We start from the raw sequence: 20,974 nt of genomic DNA, 5'->3' as shown, positions 1-20,974 counted from the left end.
AGAAACTATGGATGACAGAATGGTTGATCAATCTTTGCATAGTGAAGAAACTTCTTTCGAATTATCACTTAGACCAACAATGTTAAAACAATATATTGGGCAATCATCAATAAAGAACAACTTAGAAGTATTCATTAAAGCTGCTAAACTACGTGAAGAGCCATTAGATCATGTACTTCTATTCGGACCACCAGGATTAGGTAAAACAACACTATCCAATATTATCGCAAATGAAATGAACGTTAATATAAGAACTGTCTCAGGTCCTTCATTAGATAGACCAGGTGACTTAGCAGCAATACTATCTGGTTTGCAACCTGGGGATGTACTATTTATTGACGAAATTCATCGTTTAAGCAGCACCGTTGAAGAAGTTTTATATTCAGCGATGGAGGATTTCTTCATTGATATTATCATTGGAAAAGGTGATGAAGCTCGTAGTATTAGAATAGATTTGCCTCCATTTACGCTAGTAGGTGCGACTACACGGGCTGGAAGCTTAACTGGTCCACTAAGAGATAGATTTGGCGTTCATCTGAGATTAGAATATTATAATGAAAATGATTTAAAGGAAATTATAATTCGAACAGCAGAAGTGTTAAATACAAAAATTGATGATGAAAGTGCAACTGAGTTAGCTAAACGTTCACGAGGAACGCCTCGAGTCGCAAATCGTTTATTGAAACGAGTTAGAGATTTTCAACAAGTCAATGAAGATGAACAGATTTATATTGAGACAACTAAACAAGCTTTACAATTGCTTCAAGTAGATGCAGAAGGTTTAGACTACATTGATCATAAAATGATGAGATGCATCATTAATCAATATGATGGTGGTCCTGTGGGTCTTGATACTATAGCTGTTTCAATCGGTGAGGAGCGTATAACAATTGAAGATGTCTATGAGCCTTTTTTAATTCAAAAAGGATTTATAGAGCGTACACCAAGAGGTAGAAAAGCTACTGCATTTGCATACGAACATTTCAAAAATTTTAATAAATGAGGGATATAAAAAATGAATGTTGAGGAATTTGATTATGACCTGCCTGAATCATTAATTGCTCAGACCCCTTTAAAAGATAGAGACCAAAGTAGATTGTTAGTGTTAGGTAGACACAGTGGTAACATTGAACACAAACATTTTAAAGATGTCATTGATTACTTGGAAACTGGTGATACACTTGTCTTAAATGATACACGTGTTATGCCTGCACGATTATTTGGTTTAAAAGAAGAGACTGGTGCAAAAGTTGAAATGCTTATGCTTACTCGAATTGAGAATAATGATTGGGAAGTTTTACTTAAACCAGCAAAGCGAATTAAAGTTGGGAATAAGTTGTCTTTCGGAGAGGGTAAGATTATAGCTGAATGTATAGAGGAATTGGATCAAGGTGGACGTATCATGCGTTTGCATTATGAAGGAATTCTTGAGGAAAGATTAAATGAACTCGGTGAAATGCCTTTACCGCCATATATAAAAGAACGGTTAGATGATCCTGACCGCTATCAAACTGTCTACGCTAAAGAAAGTGGTTCTGCAGCAGCACCAACAGCAGGGTTGCATTTTACAGATGAACTTTTACATGAAATTAGAGCAAAAGGTATAAATATTGCATTTATAACATTGCATGTTGGATTAGGAACATTTAGACCTGTAAGTGTTGAAGATATTAATGACCATGAAATGCATAGTGAATATTATCAAATGAGCCAAGAAACAGCTGACTTATTAAATCAAACAAAAAAAGAAGGTCATAGAATCATTTCTGTAGGTACAACCTCAACAAGGACTCTAGAGACTATTCGTCGTGATTACAATGAATTTGTAGCTGTTAGTGGATGGACTGATATTTTTATATATCCAGGATTTACATATAAAGCTATAGATGGTTTAATTACTAATTTCCATTTACCTAAATCAACTTTAGTCATGCTTGTATCAGCATTTAGTAGTCGAGAAAACATTTTAAACGCATATAAAGAAGCTGTTAAACTAGAATATAGATTTTTCAGTTTTGGAGATGCGATGTTAATTATTTAATGAATGAGAGGTATTAAATATGCCAGCAGTAACTTATGAACATATAAAGACTTGTAAACAATCAGGTGCACGTTTAGGTATCGTTCATACACCGCACGGTTCTTTTGAAACGCCTATGTTTATGCCGGTAGGAACAAAAGCAACTGTTAAAACAATGAGTCCTGAAGAATTAAGACAAATAGAAGCGAAAATAATATTAGGAAATACGTATCATTTGTGGTTACAACCTGGAAATGATATTATCAAACAAGCTGGGGGTCTGCATAAGTTTATGAATTGGGATGGCCCTATTCTTACTGATTCAGGTGGTTTCCAAGTATTTAGTTTAAGTAATCTCCGTAAGATAACTGAAGAAGGTGTTGAGTTTAGACACCATACAAATGGATCAAAGTTATTTTTAAGTCCAGAGAAATCAATGGAAATACAAAATGACTTAGGTTCAGATATAATGATGGCTTTCGATGAATGCCCACCTATGCCTTCTGAATATAAGTATGTTAAGGATTCAATTGAACGCACTACGAGATGGGCTGAGCGTTGTTTAAACGCACATAAGCGCCCAGAGGACCAAGCACTCTTTGGTATTATTCAAGGTGGCGAATATAAAGATTTAAGAGAACAAAGCGCTAAGGAATTAGTTGCTTTAGATTTCCCTGGATATGCTATTGGTGGATTGTCGGTAGGCGAACCTAAACCAGTTATGTATGAAATGGTTGAACATACAGTGCAATATATGCCAGATGATAAACCTCGTTATTTAATGGGCGTAGGTTCTCCTGATGCATTAATTGAATGTAGCATACGTGGCATGGATATGTTTGATTGTGTATTACCAACGCGTATTGCTAGAAATGGTACATGTATGACTTCAAATGGAAGATTAGTAATTAAGAATGCTAAATATGCAAACGATTTTAAACCACTAGATGAAAATTGTGATTGCTACACATGTAAGAATTATTCACGTGCTTATATCAGACATCTGATTAAAGCTGAAGAAACTTTTGGTATCCGTCTTACTACTATTCATAATTTACATTTTCTGCTAAAATTGATGGAAGATATTAGACAAGCTATTCGAGAAGATCGTCTTTTAGATTTTAAAGATGAATTCTTTGAACAATATGGGCTTAATGTAGAAAACCCTAAAAATTTCTAATAAGGAGACAACATAATGAACGTTTCAGCACTTATTTTACCTATAATTTTAATTATAGTATTTTATTTCTTTTTAATTCGACCTCAACAAAAACGTGCTAAAGAACATCGTGAAATGATTAGCCGAATCGAATCTGGTCAACGTATTACTACTATTGGTGGTTTGAAAGGAACTGTTAAAGCTGTTGATGAAACTACAGTTGTTATCACAGTTAATGGTCATGGAACAGAAATGACTTTTGAAAAACCAGCAATTAAACAAGTAGACCCTTCTTAAAGTTAAGGGGAAATGAAATTTATTTATTTATTTAAAACTGTCGACAAAGTTCATACTATGTTGACAGTTTTTTATATTATATGTATATGCGTAATAATCTTAATTTAACTAAAAGATGTAGTATGTTAATATATATAGGTCATGTAATAACTATGTAATTTTTAATTAACTTGCACATGGTTTATTAAAAGATTATTCTTAGTACATAAGTAAACAATGAGGTGTTCATGTGAAGAAATTTAGTAGGATAATTGCATTCATACTAATTGTAGCCGTTTTGTTCGTTGGAATGGGGCTTACATATAAGAATGTAGTTAAAAACGTAAATCTTGGATTAGATTTACAAGGTGGATTTGAAGTTCTTTATCAAGTTAAACCATTAGATGGTGATAAAAAAATTGATGAGAAAGCCTTACAATCGACTGCTAGAACTTTGGAAAATCGTGTCAATGTTCTCGGTGTATCTGAACCTCATATTCAAGTTGAGGATCCAGACAGAATTAGAGTTCAATTAGCAGGTGTTAAAGATCCAGATGAAGCTCGTAAAATATTGTCTTCCCAAGCCAATTTAACTATTCGTGATGCCAATGATAAAGTTAAATTAACTGGTAAAGATATTGTACAAGGTTCAGCTAAACAAGAATTTAAGCAAGGTACTAATGAACCAGCTGTTACATTTAAATTAAAAGATCGTGCTAAATTTAAAAAAGTAACAGAAGAAATTTCGAAAAAACAAGAAAATATGATGGTAGTATGGCTTGATTATAAAAAAGGTGATAGCTACCATAAAGAGTTAGAAAAAACTGAAGATAAACGTAAATACATTTCAGCTGCTTCAGTAGATCAACCTATTAATTCAGATAGTGTTGAAATTTCAGGTGGATTCCATGGTCAACAAGGTGTAGAAAGAGCTAAACAAATTGCAGAATTACTAAATGCTGGTTCACTACCTGTTGATTTAAAAGAAATTTATTCTAATTCAGTAGGTGCACAGTTTGGTCAAGATGCACTTGATAAAACAATGTTTGCATCAGCGATAGGCGTAGCAATTATATATCTATTTATGGTCGGTTTCTATAGGCTACCTGGTTTAGTTGCTATCATCTCATTGACTGTTTATATTTATCTTACATTAATAGCATTTAATTTCATTTCTGGTGTTCTTACATTACCAGGATTAGCAGCTCTCGTACTCGGTGTAGGTATGGCTGTAGATGCGAACATAATTATGTATGAACGGATAAAAGATGAATTGCGAATTGGTAGGACGTTAAAACAAGCCTACTCTAAAGCAAACAAGAGTTCATTCTTAACGATATTTGACTCGAACTTAACTACAGTTATTGCTGCGGGTGTATTATTCTTCTTCGGTGAAAGTTCAGTAAAAGGTTTTGCGACAATGTTACTTTTAGGTATTCTTATGATATTTGTAACAGCTGTATTTTTATCAAGAGGTTTATTATCATTACTTGTATCATCTAATTACTTTAAGAAGAAATTCTGGCTATTTGGAGTTAGTAAGAAAAATAGACATGATATTAATGAAGGTGTAAATGTTCATGATCTTAAAACTTCATATGAAAAGTGGAATTTTGTTAAATTAGCCAAACCATTAATCGGATTCAGTATTCTGATTTTGATTGTTGGTATTGTGATTTTAAGTATATTCAAATTAAACTTAGGCATTGATTTCTCTGCAGGTACGCGTGTTGATATCGACTCTGATACAAAATTGTCTCAACCTAAAGTTGAACGTACGATGAAAGACATGGGATTAACTCCAGATCAAGTTCAAATAAATGGTAGTGAGAATAAACAAGCAACTGTGCAATTTAAGAAAGATTTATCTAAAAATGAAGTTGTAGAACTTAACAAAAAAGTGAACAATGAATACGGTCATAAACCAACTGTAAATACAGTATCACCAATGATTGGACAAGAATTAGCTAAAAACGCTATGAAGGCTCTTATCTATGCGGCAATAGGTATTATTATCTATGTTTCACTAAGATTCGAATGGAGAATGGGTCTATCATCAGTATTAGCATTACTGCATGATGTCTTTATGATTGTTGCATTATTCAGCTTACTTCGTTTGGAAGTTGATATTACATTTATTGCAGCAGTACTAACTATCGTAGGTTATTCAATTAATGATACGATTGTAACATTTGACCGTGTAAGAGAAAATCTGCATAAAATTAAAGTCATTACCAAACCAGAGCAAATCGATGACATCGTTAATCGCTCTATTCGTCAAACAATGACTCGCTCCGTTAATACTGTTTTAACAGTAATTGTTGTCGTAGTTGCGATTTTAATATTTGGGGCATCAAGCTTATTCAATTTCGCATTAGCATTATTAATTGGATTAGTATCTGGTGTATTCTCTTCAGTATTTATCGCTGTACCTTTATGGGGTATAATGAAGAAACGACAACTTAAAAAAGCAGATAACGGTAAATTAACGGTATACAAAGAGAAAAAATCAAATGATGAAAAGATTTTAGTATAAATTAGTAGGGAGTAGGACATTGCATTCAATGTTCTACTCTTTTTCTAGTATCATTAATAGTTTTATCAACTTAACGTTGTTTACTTTTTATTTAGTTGAATTTTCGGTATAATGGCTTTTGGAAAAAGGGAGGATAATTACATGATTAAATCTAAATATAACTGGCTCTATGAACCTCCAACAGAATACATAAATGAAACTTTAATAAAAAAATATCAATTAACACCGATTATAAAAAAACTTCTTGAAAGTAAATCGATAACTGATGATGAGTCAATTAAAGCTATATTAGATGAAACTATCATTAACCACGATCCATGGCTATTAAGTGATATGGAAAAAGCGGTGACTCGAATCAATGAAGCAATTGATAAAAATGAGCGTATATTGGTATATGGTGATTATGATGCCGATGGTGTCACTTCTACAACTATATTAGTTAATACATTGCAGACATTAGGTGCTGAAGTGGGTTGGTATATTCCTAATCGATTTTCAGAAGGTTATGGTCCTAATGAACTTGCATTTAGAAATGCCTATGATGAAGACGTGTCTCTCATCATAACTGTCGATAATGGCATACAAGGTCATAAAGAGATTGAAATGGTACAAAAGCTAGGAGTTGATGTCATAGTAACTGATCATCATGAAATTGGACGTACTTTGCCTGAAGCGTATGCCATCGTTCATCCAATGCATCCAGAATATGAATACCCATTTCACTTTTTATGCGGTGCTGGTGTAGCTTACAAATTATCTCAAGTTTTATTAGACAATCCTCCTAATTATTTTGTAAGTTTAGCTGCGATTGGTACTATAGCAGATTTAGTGTCAATGACAGATGAAAACCGTTCTATAGTAAAACAAGGTTTATCATTTTTAAATCAAAGCTGTCCAATTCAAATTAAAGCATTACTTAATCAAGCTGGTTATAATAACACGATTAACGAAGAAACTGTAGGTTTTATTATAGGGCCTCGACTTAATGCTGTTGGTAGATTAGAGGATGCATCGTTAGCTGCGGAGTTATTAATGACCGAGGATGAAGAAGAAGCTGAATTTCTAGCTGAACAAGTAGAACATTTTAATGTTGAACGTAAAGAAATAGTAGCTCAGATAACTGATGAGGCACTAGCCATTGCTGAAGAAAAAGTGAATAATGGCAATCAATTTTTACTATTAGCTAAAGAAAATTGGCATGAAGGTGTCTTAGGTATAGTAGCATCTAAAATTGTTGAGACATATGCATTACCTACCTTAATTCTGAATATTGATTTAGAACAAAATCATGCTAAAGGATCAGCTCGTAGTATAGAACAAGTTTCAATGTTTGAAATTTTGAGTGCACATCAAGATTTAATTTCTAAGTTTGGTGGTCATCATATGGCTGCGGGTATGACTATGGAAATAGATTATATTGAAGCTTTAGAGCAAGGATTGAATGACTGGATGTTTAAATTATCAGAACATACGTCACTAGAGCCGACAAAACATGTATCAGTTAAATTAGAAGAGAATGATATTTCTATAAATAACATTCGTGATATTCAAAGACTAAGTCCATTTGGCACAGACTTTGAAAAACCATTATTGGAAATTGATGATAATGAAGTCGTTGATGTTAGAGCAATTGGAAAAGATAAAAACCATTTGAAATTAGTAACCGGTCAGTTACAATTACAAAGCCTATTTTGGAAAAATGGTCAGTTAGCAACTCAAATTGAACCTGGTCAACCAATCAATCTACTAGGAAATTTACAAATCAATGAATGGAACGGAAATCAATCACCACAGTTTATTATTCAAGATATAGCAACGAATAAAGAACAAATATTAGATTACCGAAGTAAACATAAACAATTAAATATAGACCCAAACGATACTAGAGTTGCTTTTTTAATACACCCTAAAAAAGAAAAATTGAATCATAATTACTATTATTATGGTGATAAAATCGATCAAGAACATGAAGTAGTAATTTTAAGAGACTTGCCAAACGATTTAGACAGTCTTAAAGATAGTCTCAAAAACTTAAATTATTCACAACTCTATTTAGTTTTGCAACATCAGCAGAGTATATATTTTGATGGTATGCCCTCGTCAAATCAATTTAAAAGCTGTTTCAAAGCGCTAATGACCAAAAAAGAAACCAATCTTGAACAAGAGGGTATGTTACTATGTCAACATTTGAATGTTAAACCTAATATTTTAAAATTTATGCTTAAAGTATTTTATGAGTTAGGTTTTGTAACTGACGAAAATGGTATAATTAAAATTGTAGATAATGCTAACAAACAAAATATTGAAACAAGTCGTGTTTATCAATTAAGACAATCCAGAATGGAAGTTGAGAAACTTTTACTTTATGATGATTTTACGCAATTAAAAACTTGGATCAAATCACAGAAGGGTTAGTAAATAGGAGGAAATAGATATATGGATTTAAAGCAATATGTTTCGGAAGTGCAAGATTGGCCTAAACCGGGAGTCAGTTTTAAAGATATAACAACAATTATGGATAACGGGGAAGCTTATGGTTATGCTACCGATCAAATTGTAAAATATGCTAAGGAGAGAGACGTTGATATAGTTGTAGGTCCTGAGGCAAGAGGATTTATAATTGGGTGCCCTGTAGCTTATTCAATGGGTATTGGTTTTGCGCCCGTGAGAAAAGAGGGTAAATTACCTCGTAAAGTTATCCGATATGAATATGACTTAGAATATGGTACAAATGTTCTTACAATGCACAATGATGCAATTAAACCAGGTCAACGTGTTCTTATAACTGATGACTTATTAGCTACTGGAGGTACTATAGAGGCGGCAATTAAACTAGTTGAAAAACTAGGAGGAATCGTCGTAGGTATTGCATTTATAATTGAACTTAAATATTTAAACGGTATTGAAAAAATTAAAGATTATGATGTGATGAGTTTAATTTCATATGATGAATAGGTGACTATAATTAAAAGACATAGTACATGCTTTTAATGTCTAACAATTTTTGGGAATGAGATAATGAATTCGTAATGGGATTCTATCTCATTCCCTTTTTTTCGTTAAATTGTTTACTTGATTTGATTTCAGCGTAACACCATTTATTTATTTAAAAACTTGTAGTATCATAGAACTATTATTTATAAAAATGTTAAGGCTTTTGTAGTTCTTTTAACATTTGATAAAATTAAAGTAATACTCGCATTTCTATATCTAAATAGATGATATACTCGGATTAATGAAGGACAATGTATGTTTTCTTAATTTTCAAAAATTCGAATATGAGTTGAGTATTTGAAATACAAATGAGTTGGGGTGTCATATATTGAATAACGAGTATCCATATAGCGCTGATGAGGTGCTAAATAAAGCTAAATCATATTTGTCAACTGATGATTATCAATATGTCCTAAAAAGTTACCATATAGCTTATGAAGCCCATCAAGGACAGTTCCGCAAAAATGGTCTTCCGTATATCATGCATCCTATTCAAGTAGCGGGCATATTAACAGAAATGCGTTTAGATGGTCCAACGATAGTGGCAGGCTTTCTGCATGATGTCATTGAAGATACGCCATATACATTTGACGATGTTAAAGATATGTTTAATGAAGAAATAGCGCGAATTGTCGATGGTGTTACTAAACTTAAAAAGGTAAAATACCGTTCTAAAGAAGAACAACAAGCAGAAAATCATCGTAAACTATTTATTGCAATTGCAAAAGATGTTCGAGTGATACTTGTCAAATTAGCCGATAGATTACATAACATGAGAACATTAAAAGCTATGGCTAGAGAAAAACAAGTGCGTATCTCTAAAGAGACACTAGAAATTTATGCACCATTGGCACATAGATTAGGTATTAATACGATTAAATGGGAATTAGAAGATACTGCACTTAGATATATAGACAGTGTTCAGTATTTCCGTATTGTCAATTTAATGAAGAAAAAGCGTAGTGAACGGGAAGCTTATATCGCTAATGCAATAGATAAAATTCAAACAGAAATGATTAAAATGGACATCACTGGAGAAATTAGCGGTAGACCTAAACATATTTATAGCATATACCGAAAAATGATGAAGCAGAAAAAGCAGTTTGATCAAATATTCGATTTATTAGCTATTCGTGTAATTGTAAATTCTATTAATGATTGTTATGCAATTTTAGGGTTAGTCCATACATTATGGAAACCAATGCCTGGAAGATTTAAAGATTATATTGCCATGCCTAAACAGAATATGTATCAATCTCTACATACAACTGTCGTTGGTCCTAATGGTGACCCTTTAGAAATACAAATTAGAACATATGAAATGCATGAAATAGCTGAACATGGTGTTGCAGCTCATTGGGCATATAAAGAAGGAAAAACAGTTAATGAGAAGAATCAAGATTTTCAAAATAAATTAAATTGGTTAAAAGAATTAGCTGAAGCTGATCATACATCATCTGACGCACAAGAATTTATGGAATCACTGAAATATGATTTACAAAGTGATAAAGTGTACGCTTTCACACCTGCAAGTGATGTTATTGAATTGCCTTATGGTGCGGTTCCAATAGATTTTGCTTATGCTATTCATAGCGAAGTCGGAAATAAGATGATTGGTGCAAAAGTTAATGGTAAAATTGTTCCTATTGATTATGTTCTTCAAACCGGAGATATTATTGAAATTCGTACAAGTAAACACTCTTATGGACCTAGTAGAGATTGGCTAAAGATAGTTAAATCATCAAGTGCTAAAAGTAAAATTAAGGGTTTCTTTAAAAAACAAGACCGTTCATCTAACATTGAAAAAGGTAAGTTTATGGTCGAAGCAGAAATTAAAGAACAGGGCTTTAGAGTAGATGATATTTTAACTGATAAAAATATAGAAGTTGTTAATGAGAAATACAATTTTGCTAATGATGATGACCTATTTGCAGCAGTTGGATTTGGTGGTGTAACAGCTTTACAGGTTGTTAATAAATTGACCGAAAGACAACGTATACAAGATAAACAAAAAGCGCTAAACGAGGCGCAGGAAGTTATTAAATCACTTCCAATTAAAGATGATATCATCACTGATAGTGGTGTCTATGTCGAAGGTATAGAGAATGTATTGATAAAGCTTTCAAAATGTTGTAATCCAATCCCTGGAGATGATATTGTAGGATATATCACTAAAGGACATGGTATAAAAGTGCACCGTACAGATTGTCCAAATGTTAAAAATGAAACAGAACGATTAATAGCAGTTGAGTGGGTTAAATCTAAAGATTCTACTCAACGATACCAAGTAGATTTAGAAGTTAGTGCATATGATCGTAATGGTTTATTAAATGAAGTAATACAAGCCGTTAACTCTACAGTCGGAAGTATTATTAAAATCAATGGACGGTCTGATACTGATAAGAATGCAATTATCACTATTAGTGTTATGGTGCGTAATGTTAATGATGTATTCCGTGTAGTTGAAAAACTAAAACAATTAAGTGATGTATATACAGTGTCAAGAGTTTGGAATTAATGAGGTGCTATTAATATGAAAGTAGTTGTACAAAGAGTAAAAAGAGCAGCAGTTACAAATAACAGCATTCACAATGAAATCGACAAGGGTTTCTGTCTTTTAGTCGGAATAGGTAAGGATACAACAGAAGCAGATATAGATGCAGTTGCTAAAAGGATTATTAACGCTCGTTTGTTTGAAGATGAAAATGGCAAACTTAATTTAAATATCCAACAAGTTGAAGGTCAAATTTTATCTATCTCTCAATTTACTTTATATGCTGATGTACGTAAAGGGAATAGACCAGGATTTTCAAATTCAAAAAATCCTGAAGAAGCCAATGTGTTATACGAAAAATTTAACACTGCTTTAAAAGCTTATGACGTTAAAGTGAAAACAGGTGAATTTGGTACTGATATGGAAGTTGAAATTATCAATGATGGTCCAGTTACTATTATTTATGAAAGTCAGGATGGCAAAATAATATGAACAAAATAGATGCATGGTTATCTAAACATGACCTTAAAAATCTGACAACATTGATTGTTGTAGGTGCTTTTATATTATTTTTAATATTATTATTTATGCTAATGAATCATAGTGATCAAGGGAGTAATAGAATTACAGTTTCAGAGAATGCTGAATTACGAACTGGTCCAAATGCTGCTTATCCTGTGATTTACCAAGTCGAAAAAGGTGATACGTTTACTAGATTGAGTAAATCAGGTAAATGGATAGAAGTTGAAAGCAGAGATGGTTCTGAAAAAGGTTGGATAGCTGGATGGCACACAAGCTTAAATATTGAAGCAGATGCGAATAAAAAAGTAAACCCTTTGAAAAATAAGGTCATTGTCTTAGATCCTGGCCATGGAGGCAATGACCAGGGTGCATCTAGTAATACTTCAAAAAAGAGTTTGGAGAAGAACTATACTTTAAAAACAGCTAAAGAATTGAGACGTGCTCTTGAAAAAGAGGGGGCAACAGTTAAATTAACACGTTCTAATGATACATATGTTAGCTTAGATGATAGAAAACTTAATGGTGACGCATACATTAGTATACATAATGATTCTCTTGATAGTCCTAATGCTAATGGTGCAACTGTTTATTGGTATAAAAATAATCAAGAAGCTTTAGCTGAAACGTTAAATACAAACATACAAAAGAAAGCCATGTTGTCTAATAGAGGAACTCGACAAGAGAACTTCCAAGTACTCAGACAGACCAATAAGCCAGCCGTGTTATTAGAATTAGGATATATAAGTAATCCAACAGATGAGGTAATGATACGAGATCAAATTCATCGACAAGTTGTAGAAGAAGCTGTAGTGGATGGTTTAAAACAATATTTTGCCTCTTAAAGCTTGCAAACTAAGCATAAACTCGTTATTATAATTAGTGAACTTTATATATAATACCGTTATGATTCTTGAAAGTGTAAATGAAAGAGGTAGCAATAATTGATATTGTGAAGAGATATAATCCATGGCTGTAAGATTATACTGAGTAATTTATTACTTTGAACACAAGAACAGGTGCTTTAATAGATTAAGCCGTTTTACGTACGTTACACGTTTTGAGTGGTAATTAAGTTTTACTAACGAATTTAATTACAATTAGGGTGGCAACACGGCGATTCGTCCCTTGTATAGCAGAAATGCTATATAAGGGACTTTTTTTATTAAAGGGAGTTTGTAAAAATACAAAGAAGGAGTGATTGTGTGATTAGAATTCCTAGAGGTACACAAGATATCTTACCTGAAGATTCTAGTAAATGGCGTTACATTGAAAATCAACTTGATAAATTAATGAAATTATATAATTATAAAGAAATTCGCACGCCTATATTTGAAAGTACAGATTTGTTTGCACGTGGCGTGGGTGACTCTACAGATGTCGTACAAAAAGAAATGTACACTTTTAAAGATAAAGGTGACAGAAGCATAACTTTAAGACCAGAAGGAACAGCAGCTGTTGTACGTTCATACATTGAGAATAAAATGCAAGGTATTCCAAATCAGCCTGTTAAATTATATTATAATGGGCCAATGTTCAGATATGAACGTAAACAAAAAGGGCGATACCGTCAATTCACTCAATTCGGTGTTGAAGCGATTGGCGCTGAAAATCCGAGCATGGATGCTGAAGTTCTAGCTATGGTGATGCATATCTATGAATCATTCGGCCTTAAACATTTAAAATTAGTTATCAATAGTATTGGTGATGCTGATTCACGTAAAGAATATAATGAGGCACTAATACGTCATTTTGAGCCAGTGATAGATACATTTTGTGATGATTGTAAATCAAGATTACACACAAATCCAATGAGAATACTAGATTGCAAAATTGATAGAGATAAAGAAGCGGTTAAAAATGCGCCAAGAATTACTGATTACTTAAATGACGATTCAAAAGCTTACTTTAATGAAGTGAAGACTCACTTAGATGATTTAGGTATTTCATATGTTGAAGATCCTAACCTTGTACGTGGTCTTGATTATTACACACACACTGCTTTTGAATTAATGATGGATAATCCTAATTATGATGGTGCAATAACTACTTTATGTGGTGGTGGTCGATATAATGGACTGCTTGAATTATTAGATGGACCAAATCAAACGGGTATTGGTTTCGCTTTAAGTATTGAAAGATTGTTATTGGCGCTTGAAGAAGAAGGAATTGATTTGGACGTCGAGGATACGTTTGATCTTTTCATCGTTACTATGGGTGAAGAAGCTGAACGATATAGCGTTAAGCTTTTAAATCAACTCAGAAAATCGGGTATAAAAGCCGACAAAGATTATTTACAACGTAAAGTTAAAGGACAAATGAAACAAGCTGATCGCTTGAATGCTCAATATACAGTTGTTATCGGTGATCAAGAACTTGAAAATGAAGTGATTGATGTCAAAGACATGTCAACAGGTGAAACAGAAACTATTAACTTAAATAACTTAGTAAATTATTTTAAAGAAAAAAATAAATAATAAAAAGGAGAATATAAATGAGTAAAAGAACAACGTATTGTGGTTTAGTTACAGAAGAACTTTTAAACCAAAAAGTTACTTTAAAAGGTTGGGTTCATAATCGTCGTGACTTAGGTGGTTTAATCTTTGTCGATTTACGTGACAGAGAAGGTATCGTGCAAATCGTCTTTAACCCTGATTTTTCTGAAGAAGCTTTAAGTGTAGCTGAATCAGTAAGATCAGAATATGTAGTTGAAGTTGAGGGAACAGTAACAAAGAGAGATCCAGATACTGTGAATCCTAAAATTAAAACTGGTCAAGTAGAAGTACAAGTTTCTAATATAACAATTATCAATAAATCAGAAACACCACCATTTTCTATTAATGAAGAAAATCAAAATGTTGATGAAAACATCCGTTTAAAATACCGTTATTTAGATTTAAGACGACCAGAGTTGGCACAAACTTTCAAAATGAGACATCAAACAACACGCTCTATTCGTGAATATTTAGATAACAATGGTTTCTTCGATATTGAAACTCCTGTTTTAACTAAATCTACGCCAGAAGGTGCCAGAGATTATTTAGTACCTTCTCGAGTTCATGAAGGAGAATTTTATGCATTACCACAATCACCTCAATTATTTAAACAATTATTAATGATTAGTGGTTTTGACAAATATTATCAAATTGTTAAATGTTTCCGTGATGAAGATTTACGTGCAGATCGTCAACCTGAATTCACTCAGGTCGATATTGAAATGAGTTTCGTTGATCAAGAAGATGTGATTGAAATGGGTGAAGAAATGTTACGAAAAGTTGTTAAAGATGTTAAAGGCATTGACGTATCAGGTCCTTTCCCTAGAATGACTTATGAAGAAGCGATGAGACGATATGGTTCAGATAAACCTGATACTCGTTTTGATATGGAACTTAAAGATGTATCGCAGTTAGGTCGTGAAATGGACTTTAAAGTATTTAAAGATACTGTTGAAAATAATGGCGAAGTAAAAGCCATTGTAGCTAAAAGTGCAGCCGACAATTATACTCGTAAAGACATGGACGCATTAACAGAATTCGTAAATATTTATGGTGCTAAAGGTTTAGCATGGGTAAAAGTTGTTGATGATGGATTGAGTGGTCCAATCGCTCGTTTCTTTGAAGATTCAAATGTTGCGACTTTAAAAGAACTTACACAGGCTGAATCAGGAGACTTAGTAATGTTTGTCGCTGACAAACCAAATGTAGTAGCTCAAAGTTTAGGTGCTTTACGTATTAAAATTGCCAAAGAATTAGGTTTAATCGATGAAAATAAACTTAATTTCTTATGGGTAACAGATTGGCCGTTATTAGAATATGATGAAGATGCTAAACGTTATGTAGCTGCACACCATCCATTTACTTCACCTAAACAAGAAGATATTAGTAAATTAGATTCAGAACCTCAAAATGCACAAGCGAATGCTTATGACATCGTTTTAAACGGTTATGAATTAGGTGGGGGATCAATCAGAATTGCAGACGGTGAATTACAAGAAAAAATGTTTGAAGTATTAGGATTCACTAAAGAACAAGCTAGAGAACAATTTGGATTCTTATTAGATGCATTTAAATATGGTACACCACCACATGGCGGTATTGCACTAGGCTTAGACCGTTTAGTAATGCTATTAACTAATCGTACAAACTTACGTGATACAATTGCATTCCCTAAAACAGCTTCTGCGACTTGCTTGCTTACAGATGCACCAGGTGAAGTCTCAGACAAACAATTAGAAGAGCTTTCTTTACGTATTCGTCATTAGATTTAACATATAAAATGATATAAATACATTAGTCATCAAAATCACAATTGATTTTGGTGACTTTTATTTAGTGTTTTTTTGTTTTGTTGCAGAATTATATTTAGCCAATAAACACTATAATAATATTATGTAAATTTAATATAATTAAAATTTTGAATCACAAAATATACATTTCTATCTAGTTCATAAGGATTTCTTTATTTAAACCTCTGTGGTAATATATAAACATAAGGTAGTCATCTGTATTGTTCGTATGTTTGCTTTTTATTTGGGCCTAACACTTTTTGATCAGGGAGCCCAATAGGTTTTCTTGCAGCGCACACGCCTCAATTGGAGGACTTGCAAAACAAGAAACAGGGCACCCACCTGTATATAGCAGGCCGAATGATCAAGCTTTTTATAACTACGGCAATCACGGACTCTACCGGTACGCAAGACTTTATGTCTTGCGTATTTTTATTTGTCTTTTTCTGTTAACATATAGTTATCGTATTGTTTTTTATAAAGGAGTTTAAAATGAAACATCAATTTTCAAGAAACGAATTAGCATTTGGACAAGAGGGTTTAGATCTATTAAAAGAAAAAACAGTTGCAGTTCTTGGGGTAGGTGGTGTTGGTTCATTTGCTGCCGAAGCATTAGTTAGAACCAATATTGGTCATATTATTTTAATCGATAAAGATGACGTAGATATTACAAATGTCAATCGTCAAATACATGCACTCACTACAACTATTGGACAAAGTAAGGTCACTTTGATGGAAGAACGTATTAAACTTATTAACCCTGATTGTAAAGTAACACCACTTCACATGTTTTATACTGAGGAGACATATGAGGATTTATTTAATAATTATGATATTGATTACTTTATCGATGCAAGTGATACTATAATATATAAAGTTCATCTGATGAAAGAGTGTTTAGAACGAGGAATTAAGATGATTTCAAGCATGGGGGCAGCTAATAAAACTGATCCTACACGATTTAAAATAGCAGATATTTCTAAAACTTATATGGACCCTATGGCTAAAATTATCCGTAATAAACTAAAGCGTCAAGGTATAAAAAAGGGTGTACCTGTCGTGTTTTCTGATGAAAGTCCTATTGTAATTCGTGAAGATGTAAAAGCAACCGTTGGAGATGCAAACGCCATTAATCGTAAAGGGCAAATGCCTCCATCATCAAATGCATTTGTACCAAGTACAGTAGGATTAATCTGTGCGAGTTACGTAGTAAACGACATTTTAAAAAATATACCTGTACGCCGTATTAAGGATAAAGGAAATATTTAAATAATAGACTATGAATCAAATTTAAAAGTCTCTACGTCAAATCGGACTGATGAGTCCCAATATTGAGATTAGGCAACCTTAGGTTGTTTAATCTCTTTTTTTGTTGTTGAGGCAAATAGTCGCGAAGTTATAATAATTCGATTACGCAAATTATCATAATTTCTATAACCAAAAAATACCATTTTAATGAGTTTGATTTTATTATTAATTCCTTCTAACGGACCGTTGGTCAGGTTAGAATATGTCATAGTATTTTCAATGAAAGCTGCTAAGCGTCTTAAAGTTCTAATGACTGGGTGTAATTTAGGACACACATCTGAAAGATGAATAGAAAAGAGTTTATGATTAAATTTCTCTATTTGATTTTCTTTTAATAATCTTCTTAGCTCATGAACGTAGTGATATGTATTAAATAATTCTACATCTACACCTAATAAGTAATTTATAATGCCTTTTTCGGTTTTCCACTCTTTAAATAAATGGACTTTATGATAATTAAATGCTTCTAGCGTTTCAAAAGGTTTAAGAAATAGTTTCCAATAACTTTTATATTTATTATAAAGCGGTCTATTAGAGGTTCTATAACTATTCATTACATGAACTCTAGACATATTTAACGCTCGATTTAAAGATTGAAAAATATGAAAACGATCAATAATAATCTTCGCGTTAGGAAATAATTGTTTGATTAGTGACATATATGGTTCATACATATCAATCGTTACTGTTTTGACTTTTGTCTGAGTTTTAAAGAATAGCGATAAAAATGATCTTTAAGCGATTTTAACTTACGATCCGCTAACACATCTACGATGTGGTGCGATACAGCATCTGCATAAATAAAGCTCATTTATCCGATAACATTTTTAACACTTTTAAATTCGTCCATCATTAAGTGTTAAGGTAGAGTATCAAAAGAAGACTGACCTACGTCGCTTTCCGCTTGATTAATCACTCTAGACACAGTCATTGATGATACTAAGCATGACTTAGCGATAGATTTTTGAGAGCGGTATTCTTGTGCTTTATCTAAAACTGCAAGTTTTGTTTTATTAGAAATAAAACAATGAGCGTCGACAATATTAGATTTAGCAGTAAAATGACTGTCACATGATTTACAATAAAATCTTTGTTTTTGAAGTTCTAAATAAGCGGGCATTTCCATAATTTTAAGTAAAGTAATCGTTGAGGTTTTCTTACCATTTTTTACTATAGAGAAATTTTCATTTTTAGTTGAACAATTTTCACAATGTGTAGGTTGATAAGTGAGCTCGGCATAGTAAAACAAGCTCATTCGTCCTTTGTGTTTTTTCTCAATCACTTCATCTGAAAAATTTAGATTTTTATCTTTAATTCTTAATGTATTTAATATAGACTTACACATAGGCGCATTCCCCTTCTTTTTTATTTTGTTTGGTAGGTAATAATTATAGAGGTAATTGCGCCATTTTTGTATTCAAACATAAAAATTGGACTGATGATTTTTAGTCATCAGTCCAATTTATTATAGAGCCATTTAAAAGTCATTTATAATGGCTAATTGATTCATAATCTTTTTTAGTTTTTGTTTCTTAAATTATCATAAATAGTTTTAAATTGTTGTTCACTTTTTGATGTTGTTTTAGGCTCATAATAAATTTTATTTTTGAGTTTATCTGGCAAGTATTGTTGAATGACGTATCCATTTTCATAGTTATGAGGGTACTTATAACCTATGGCACGACCTAAATCTTTAGCTCCAGCATAATGTCCATCTCGTAAATGGTCAGGAATTTGGCCAATATTACCTTTACGTATATCACTAAGTGCACTGTCAATAGCAGTGATCGCTGAGTTGGATTTAGGTGATAAGGAAAGTTCAATTACAGCTTGACTAAGAGGAATTCTCGCTTCAGGAAACCCCAGTCGCTCTGCCGATTGAATGGCTGCAAGCGTACGTTGTCCCGCATTAGGTGAAGCTAACCCTACATCTTCATAACTAATGACTAATAAGCGTCTTACAATAGTCGGTAAATCGCCAGCTTCAATTAATCTTGCTAAATAGTGTAATGCAGCGTTTACATCACTACCTCTTATTGATTTTTGAAAAGCACTCATAACATCGTAGTGCATGTCTCCATCTTTATCGCTTACGAAAGCACCTTTTTGCAAACAATCTTTAGCATCTTGAAGCGTAATATGTCTAATTTCATTTTCAACTGAAGCACTTAAAACAGCCAATTCAAGAGCATTTAAAGCACTTCTAACATCTCCTTGACTTTGCGTAGCAAAGTATTCTAATGCATCTTCATCTACTTTGGGATGATAATTAGCTAAGCCACGTTGAGAATCATTTAATGCTCTATTAATTGCGAGTCGCACATCATCATGATCTAATGAATACAGTTCGAATATTTGAGCTCTAGAGCGAATAGCTGGATTGATTGCATGATATGGATTTGAGGTTGTTGCACCAATTAGGACGATTTTGCCATTTTCTAAATGTGGTAATAAGAAATCTTGTTTAGCTTTATCTAACCGGTGAATTTCATCTAATAAAAGAATGACTTGACCAGACATTTTGGCTTCTTCGACTACCATTTGCATATCTTTTTTTGAATTTGTAACTGCATTTAATTGTCTAAATTTATAATCAGTGCTACCAGAAATTGCTTTTGCAATGCTTGTTTTACCAATCCCTGGTGGCCCATAAAATATCATTGATGATAATCTTTTGGTTTCAACCATTCGTCTTATAATGCCTCTAGGTCCTACTAAATGTTGCTGCGAAATGATTTCGTCAATGTTAGTAGGTCTCATTCTTGAAGCTAAAGGTTCTGTAGTCACTATTTTCACACCTTTCTAATACTATCTTAACTGAAAAAATGCTAAAATGGTATTATATATTATTCGAATTAAGTGAGGTAATGTTATGAAAATATCAACGAAAGGGAGATACGGTTTAACTTTAATGATTTCCCTTGCTAAAAGAGAAGGGCAAGGATGCGTATCTTTAAAGTCAATTGCTGAAGAAAACAGTTTGAGTGATTTATATCTCGAACAATTAGTTGGCCCTTTAAGAAATGCTGGTTTAATTCGAAGTGTTCGTGGTGCCAAAGGTGGTTATCAACTTAGAGTACCAGCTGACGAAATTAAAGCAGGCGATATTATTCGTTTACTAGAAGGTCCTATTACGATAGTCGAAAGTATTGAATCAGAACCACCTGCACAAAAACAGTTATGGTTAAGAATGAGAGATGCTGTTAGAGAAGTATTAGATAATACTACTTTAAAATATCTAGCAGACTATGTCGAAACTGATGATAAACTTGATGGTTACATGTTTTATATTTAATTTAAAAAATATGTTTAAATACAATTGTGTGTGGTAAATAATAATTACAACAGTAAGGTACATTCTTTATTTTGTATCTCAGAATTAA

The 20,974-nt window shown here is 32.7% G+C and carries 15 protein-coding genes, 1 other RNA gene and 1 pseudogene; 15 read left to right on the top strand and 2 right to left on the bottom strand.

Features of this window, described 5'->3' with window-relative positions; genetic code table 11:
- Positions 1-7: 7 nt before the first annotated feature.
- The 14 genes from ruvB to BB045_RS07990 all read left to right on the top strand — a co-directional run bounded on the left by ruvB (position 8) and on the right by BB045_RS07990 (position 17,552).
- Positions 8-1,003, top strand: coding sequence for a Holliday junction branch migration DNA helicase RuvB (ruvB, locus tag BB045_RS08055; protein WP_037536735.1), 996 nt, complete (start codon positions 8-10; stop codon positions 1,001-1,003).
- A gap of 12 nt (positions 1,004-1,015) precedes the next feature.
- Positions 1,016-2,041: a tRNA preQ1(34) S-adenosylmethionine ribosyltransferase-isomerase QueA gene (gene queA / locus BB045_RS08050; RefSeq protein ID WP_070580836.1), complete on the top strand. Its 1,026-nt coding sequence runs from the start codon at positions 1,016-1,018 to the stop codon at positions 2,039-2,041.
- 19 nt (positions 2,042-2,060) lie between these two features.
- Positions 2,061-3,200, top strand: coding sequence for a tRNA guanosine(34) transglycosylase Tgt (gene tgt / locus BB045_RS08045; protein ID WP_037536731.1), 1,140 nt, complete (start codon positions 2,061-2,063; stop codon positions 3,198-3,200).
- Positions 3,201-3,215: 15 nt separating this feature from the next.
- Positions 3,216-3,476, top strand: a complete 261-nt coding sequence (yajC, locus tag BB045_RS08040; RefSeq protein ID WP_011275581.1) for a preprotein translocase subunit YajC — start codon at positions 3,216-3,218, stop codon at positions 3,474-3,476.
- A gap of 229 nt (positions 3,477-3,705) precedes the next feature.
- The gene (gene secDF, locus BB045_RS08035) at positions 3,706-5,991 is read left to right on the top strand and encodes a protein translocase subunit SecDF (protein ID WP_070580833.1); all 2,286 of its coding nucleotides are present in this window, start codon (positions 3,706-3,708) and stop codon (positions 5,989-5,991) included.
- A 141-nt stretch (positions 5,992-6,132) separates the two neighbouring features.
- Positions 6,133-8,406, top strand: a complete 2,274-nt coding sequence (gene recJ, locus BB045_RS08030) for a single-stranded-DNA-specific exonuclease RecJ (protein ID WP_070580829.1) — start codon at positions 6,133-6,135, stop codon at positions 8,404-8,406.
- Positions 8,407-8,427: 21 nt separating this feature from the next.
- A complete protein-coding gene (locus tag BB045_RS08025) occupies positions 8,428-8,946 on the top strand; it encodes an adenine phosphoribosyltransferase (RefSeq protein ID WP_070580827.1) in 519 nt (172 codons plus the stop codon).
- A 367-nt stretch (positions 8,947-9,313) separates the two neighbouring features.
- Positions 9,314-11,503 (top strand): RelA/SpoT family protein, encoded by a 2,190-nt coding sequence (locus BB045_RS08020; protein WP_011275585.1) that lies wholly within the window; start codon positions 9,314-9,316, stop codon positions 11,501-11,503.
- 15 nt (positions 11,504-11,518) lie between these two features.
- Positions 11,519-11,971, top strand: a complete 453-nt coding sequence (dtd, locus tag BB045_RS08015) for a D-aminoacyl-tRNA deacylase (protein ID WP_075140657.1) — start codon at positions 11,519-11,521, stop codon at positions 11,969-11,971.
- On the top strand, positions 11,968-12,843 hold the full coding sequence (locus BB045_RS08010) for an N-acetylmuramoyl-L-alanine amidase family protein (protein ID WP_070839179.1): 876 nt from the start codon (positions 11,968-11,970) through the stop codon (positions 12,841-12,843). Before dtd ends, BB045_RS08010 begins: the two co-directional genes overlap by 4 nt.
- Positions 12,844-13,203: 360 nt before the next feature.
- Positions 13,204-14,475, top strand: coding sequence for a histidine--tRNA ligase (gene hisS / locus BB045_RS08005; RefSeq protein ID WP_070580821.1), 1,272 nt, complete (start codon positions 13,204-13,206; stop codon positions 14,473-14,475).
- 17 nt (positions 14,476-14,492) lie between these two features.
- Positions 14,493-16,259, top strand: coding sequence for an aspartate--tRNA ligase (gene aspS, locus BB045_RS08000; protein WP_070580819.1), 1,767 nt, complete (start codon positions 14,493-14,495; stop codon positions 16,257-16,259).
- Between the two features lie 234 nt (positions 16,260-16,493).
- Positions 16,494-16,684, top strand: a non-coding RNA gene (ssrS, locus tag BB045_RS07995) — 6S RNA.
- 91 nt (positions 16,685-16,775) lie between these two features.
- Entirely contained in the window at positions 16,776-17,552 is a 777-nt protein-coding gene (locus tag BB045_RS07990) for a tRNA threonylcarbamoyladenosine dehydratase (protein ID WP_075140656.1), read from the top strand.
- A 68-nt stretch (positions 17,553-17,620) separates the two neighbouring features.
- Here the strand turns inward: BB045_RS07990 and BB045_RS07985 are convergent.
- Together BB045_RS07985 and BB045_RS07980 are read right to left on the bottom strand one after the other, a co-directional pair.
- A pseudogene (locus tag BB045_RS07985) lies at positions 17,621-18,936 on the bottom strand (ISL3 family transposase).
- A 173-nt stretch (positions 18,937-19,109) separates the two neighbouring features.
- Positions 19,110-20,378 carry a replication-associated recombination protein A gene (locus BB045_RS07980; RefSeq protein WP_037550736.1) on the bottom strand — a complete coding sequence of 423 codons (1,269 nt, stop codon included), beginning with the start codon at positions 20,376-20,378 and terminating at the stop codon, positions 19,110-19,112.
- 85 nt (positions 20,379-20,463) lie between these two features.
- Between BB045_RS07980 and cymR the strand changes: the two genes are divergently transcribed.
- The gene (gene cymR, locus BB045_RS07975) at positions 20,464-20,886 is read left to right on the top strand and encodes a cysteine metabolism transcriptional regulator CymR (protein ID WP_033080142.1); all 423 of its coding nucleotides are present in this window, start codon (positions 20,464-20,466) and stop codon (positions 20,884-20,886) included.
- Positions 20,887-20,974: the final 88 nt, after the last annotated feature.

Source organism: Staphylococcus sp. MB377, assembly GCF_001922505.1.
In the GTDB taxonomy this organism is placed as follows: domain Bacteria; phylum Bacillota; class Bacilli; order Staphylococcales; family Staphylococcaceae; genus Staphylococcus; species Staphylococcus haemolyticus.
Note: the sequence above shows the minus strand (reverse complement) of the source record. Positions and strands in the feature narration are given on the sequence as shown.

What these genes read in the sequence shown, in the direction of transcription:
- ruvB (WP_037536735.1), top strand. Translation starts at nt 8, where the DNA reads ATGGATGACAGAATGGTTGATCAATCTTTGCATAGTGAAGAAACTTCT.
- queA (WP_070580836.1), top strand. Translation starts at nt 1,016, where the DNA reads ATGAATGTTGAGGAATTTGATTATGACCTGCCTGAATCATTAATTGCT.
- tgt (WP_037536731.1), top strand. Translation starts at nt 2,061, where the DNA reads ATGCCAGCAGTAACTTATGAACATATAAAGACTTGTAAACAATCAGGT.
- yajC (WP_011275581.1), top strand. Translation starts at nt 3,216, where the DNA reads ATGAACGTTTCAGCACTTATTTTACCTATAATTTTAATTATAGTATTT.
- recJ (WP_070580829.1), top strand. Translation starts at nt 6,133, where the DNA reads ATGATTAAATCTAAATATAACTGGCTCTATGAACCTCCAACAGAATAC.
- BB045_RS08025 (WP_070580827.1), top strand. Translation starts at nt 8,428, where the DNA reads ATGGATTTAAAGCAATATGTTTCGGAAGTGCAAGATTGGCCTAAACCG.
- dtd (WP_075140657.1), top strand. Translation starts at nt 11,519, where the DNA reads ATGAAAGTAGTTGTACAAAGAGTAAAAAGAGCAGCAGTTACAAATAAC.
- BB045_RS08010 (WP_070839179.1), top strand. Translation starts at nt 11,968, where the DNA reads ATGAACAAAATAGATGCATGGTTATCTAAACATGACCTTAAAAATCTG.
- aspS (WP_070580819.1), top strand. Translation starts at nt 14,493, where the DNA reads ATGAGTAAAAGAACAACGTATTGTGGTTTAGTTACAGAAGAACTTTTA.
- BB045_RS07990 (WP_075140656.1), top strand. Translation starts at nt 16,776, where the DNA reads ATGAAACATCAATTTTCAAGAAACGAATTAGCATTTGGACAAGAGGGT.
- cymR (WP_033080142.1), top strand. Translation starts at nt 20,464, where the DNA reads ATGAAAATATCAACGAAAGGGAGATACGGTTTAACTTTAATGATTTCC.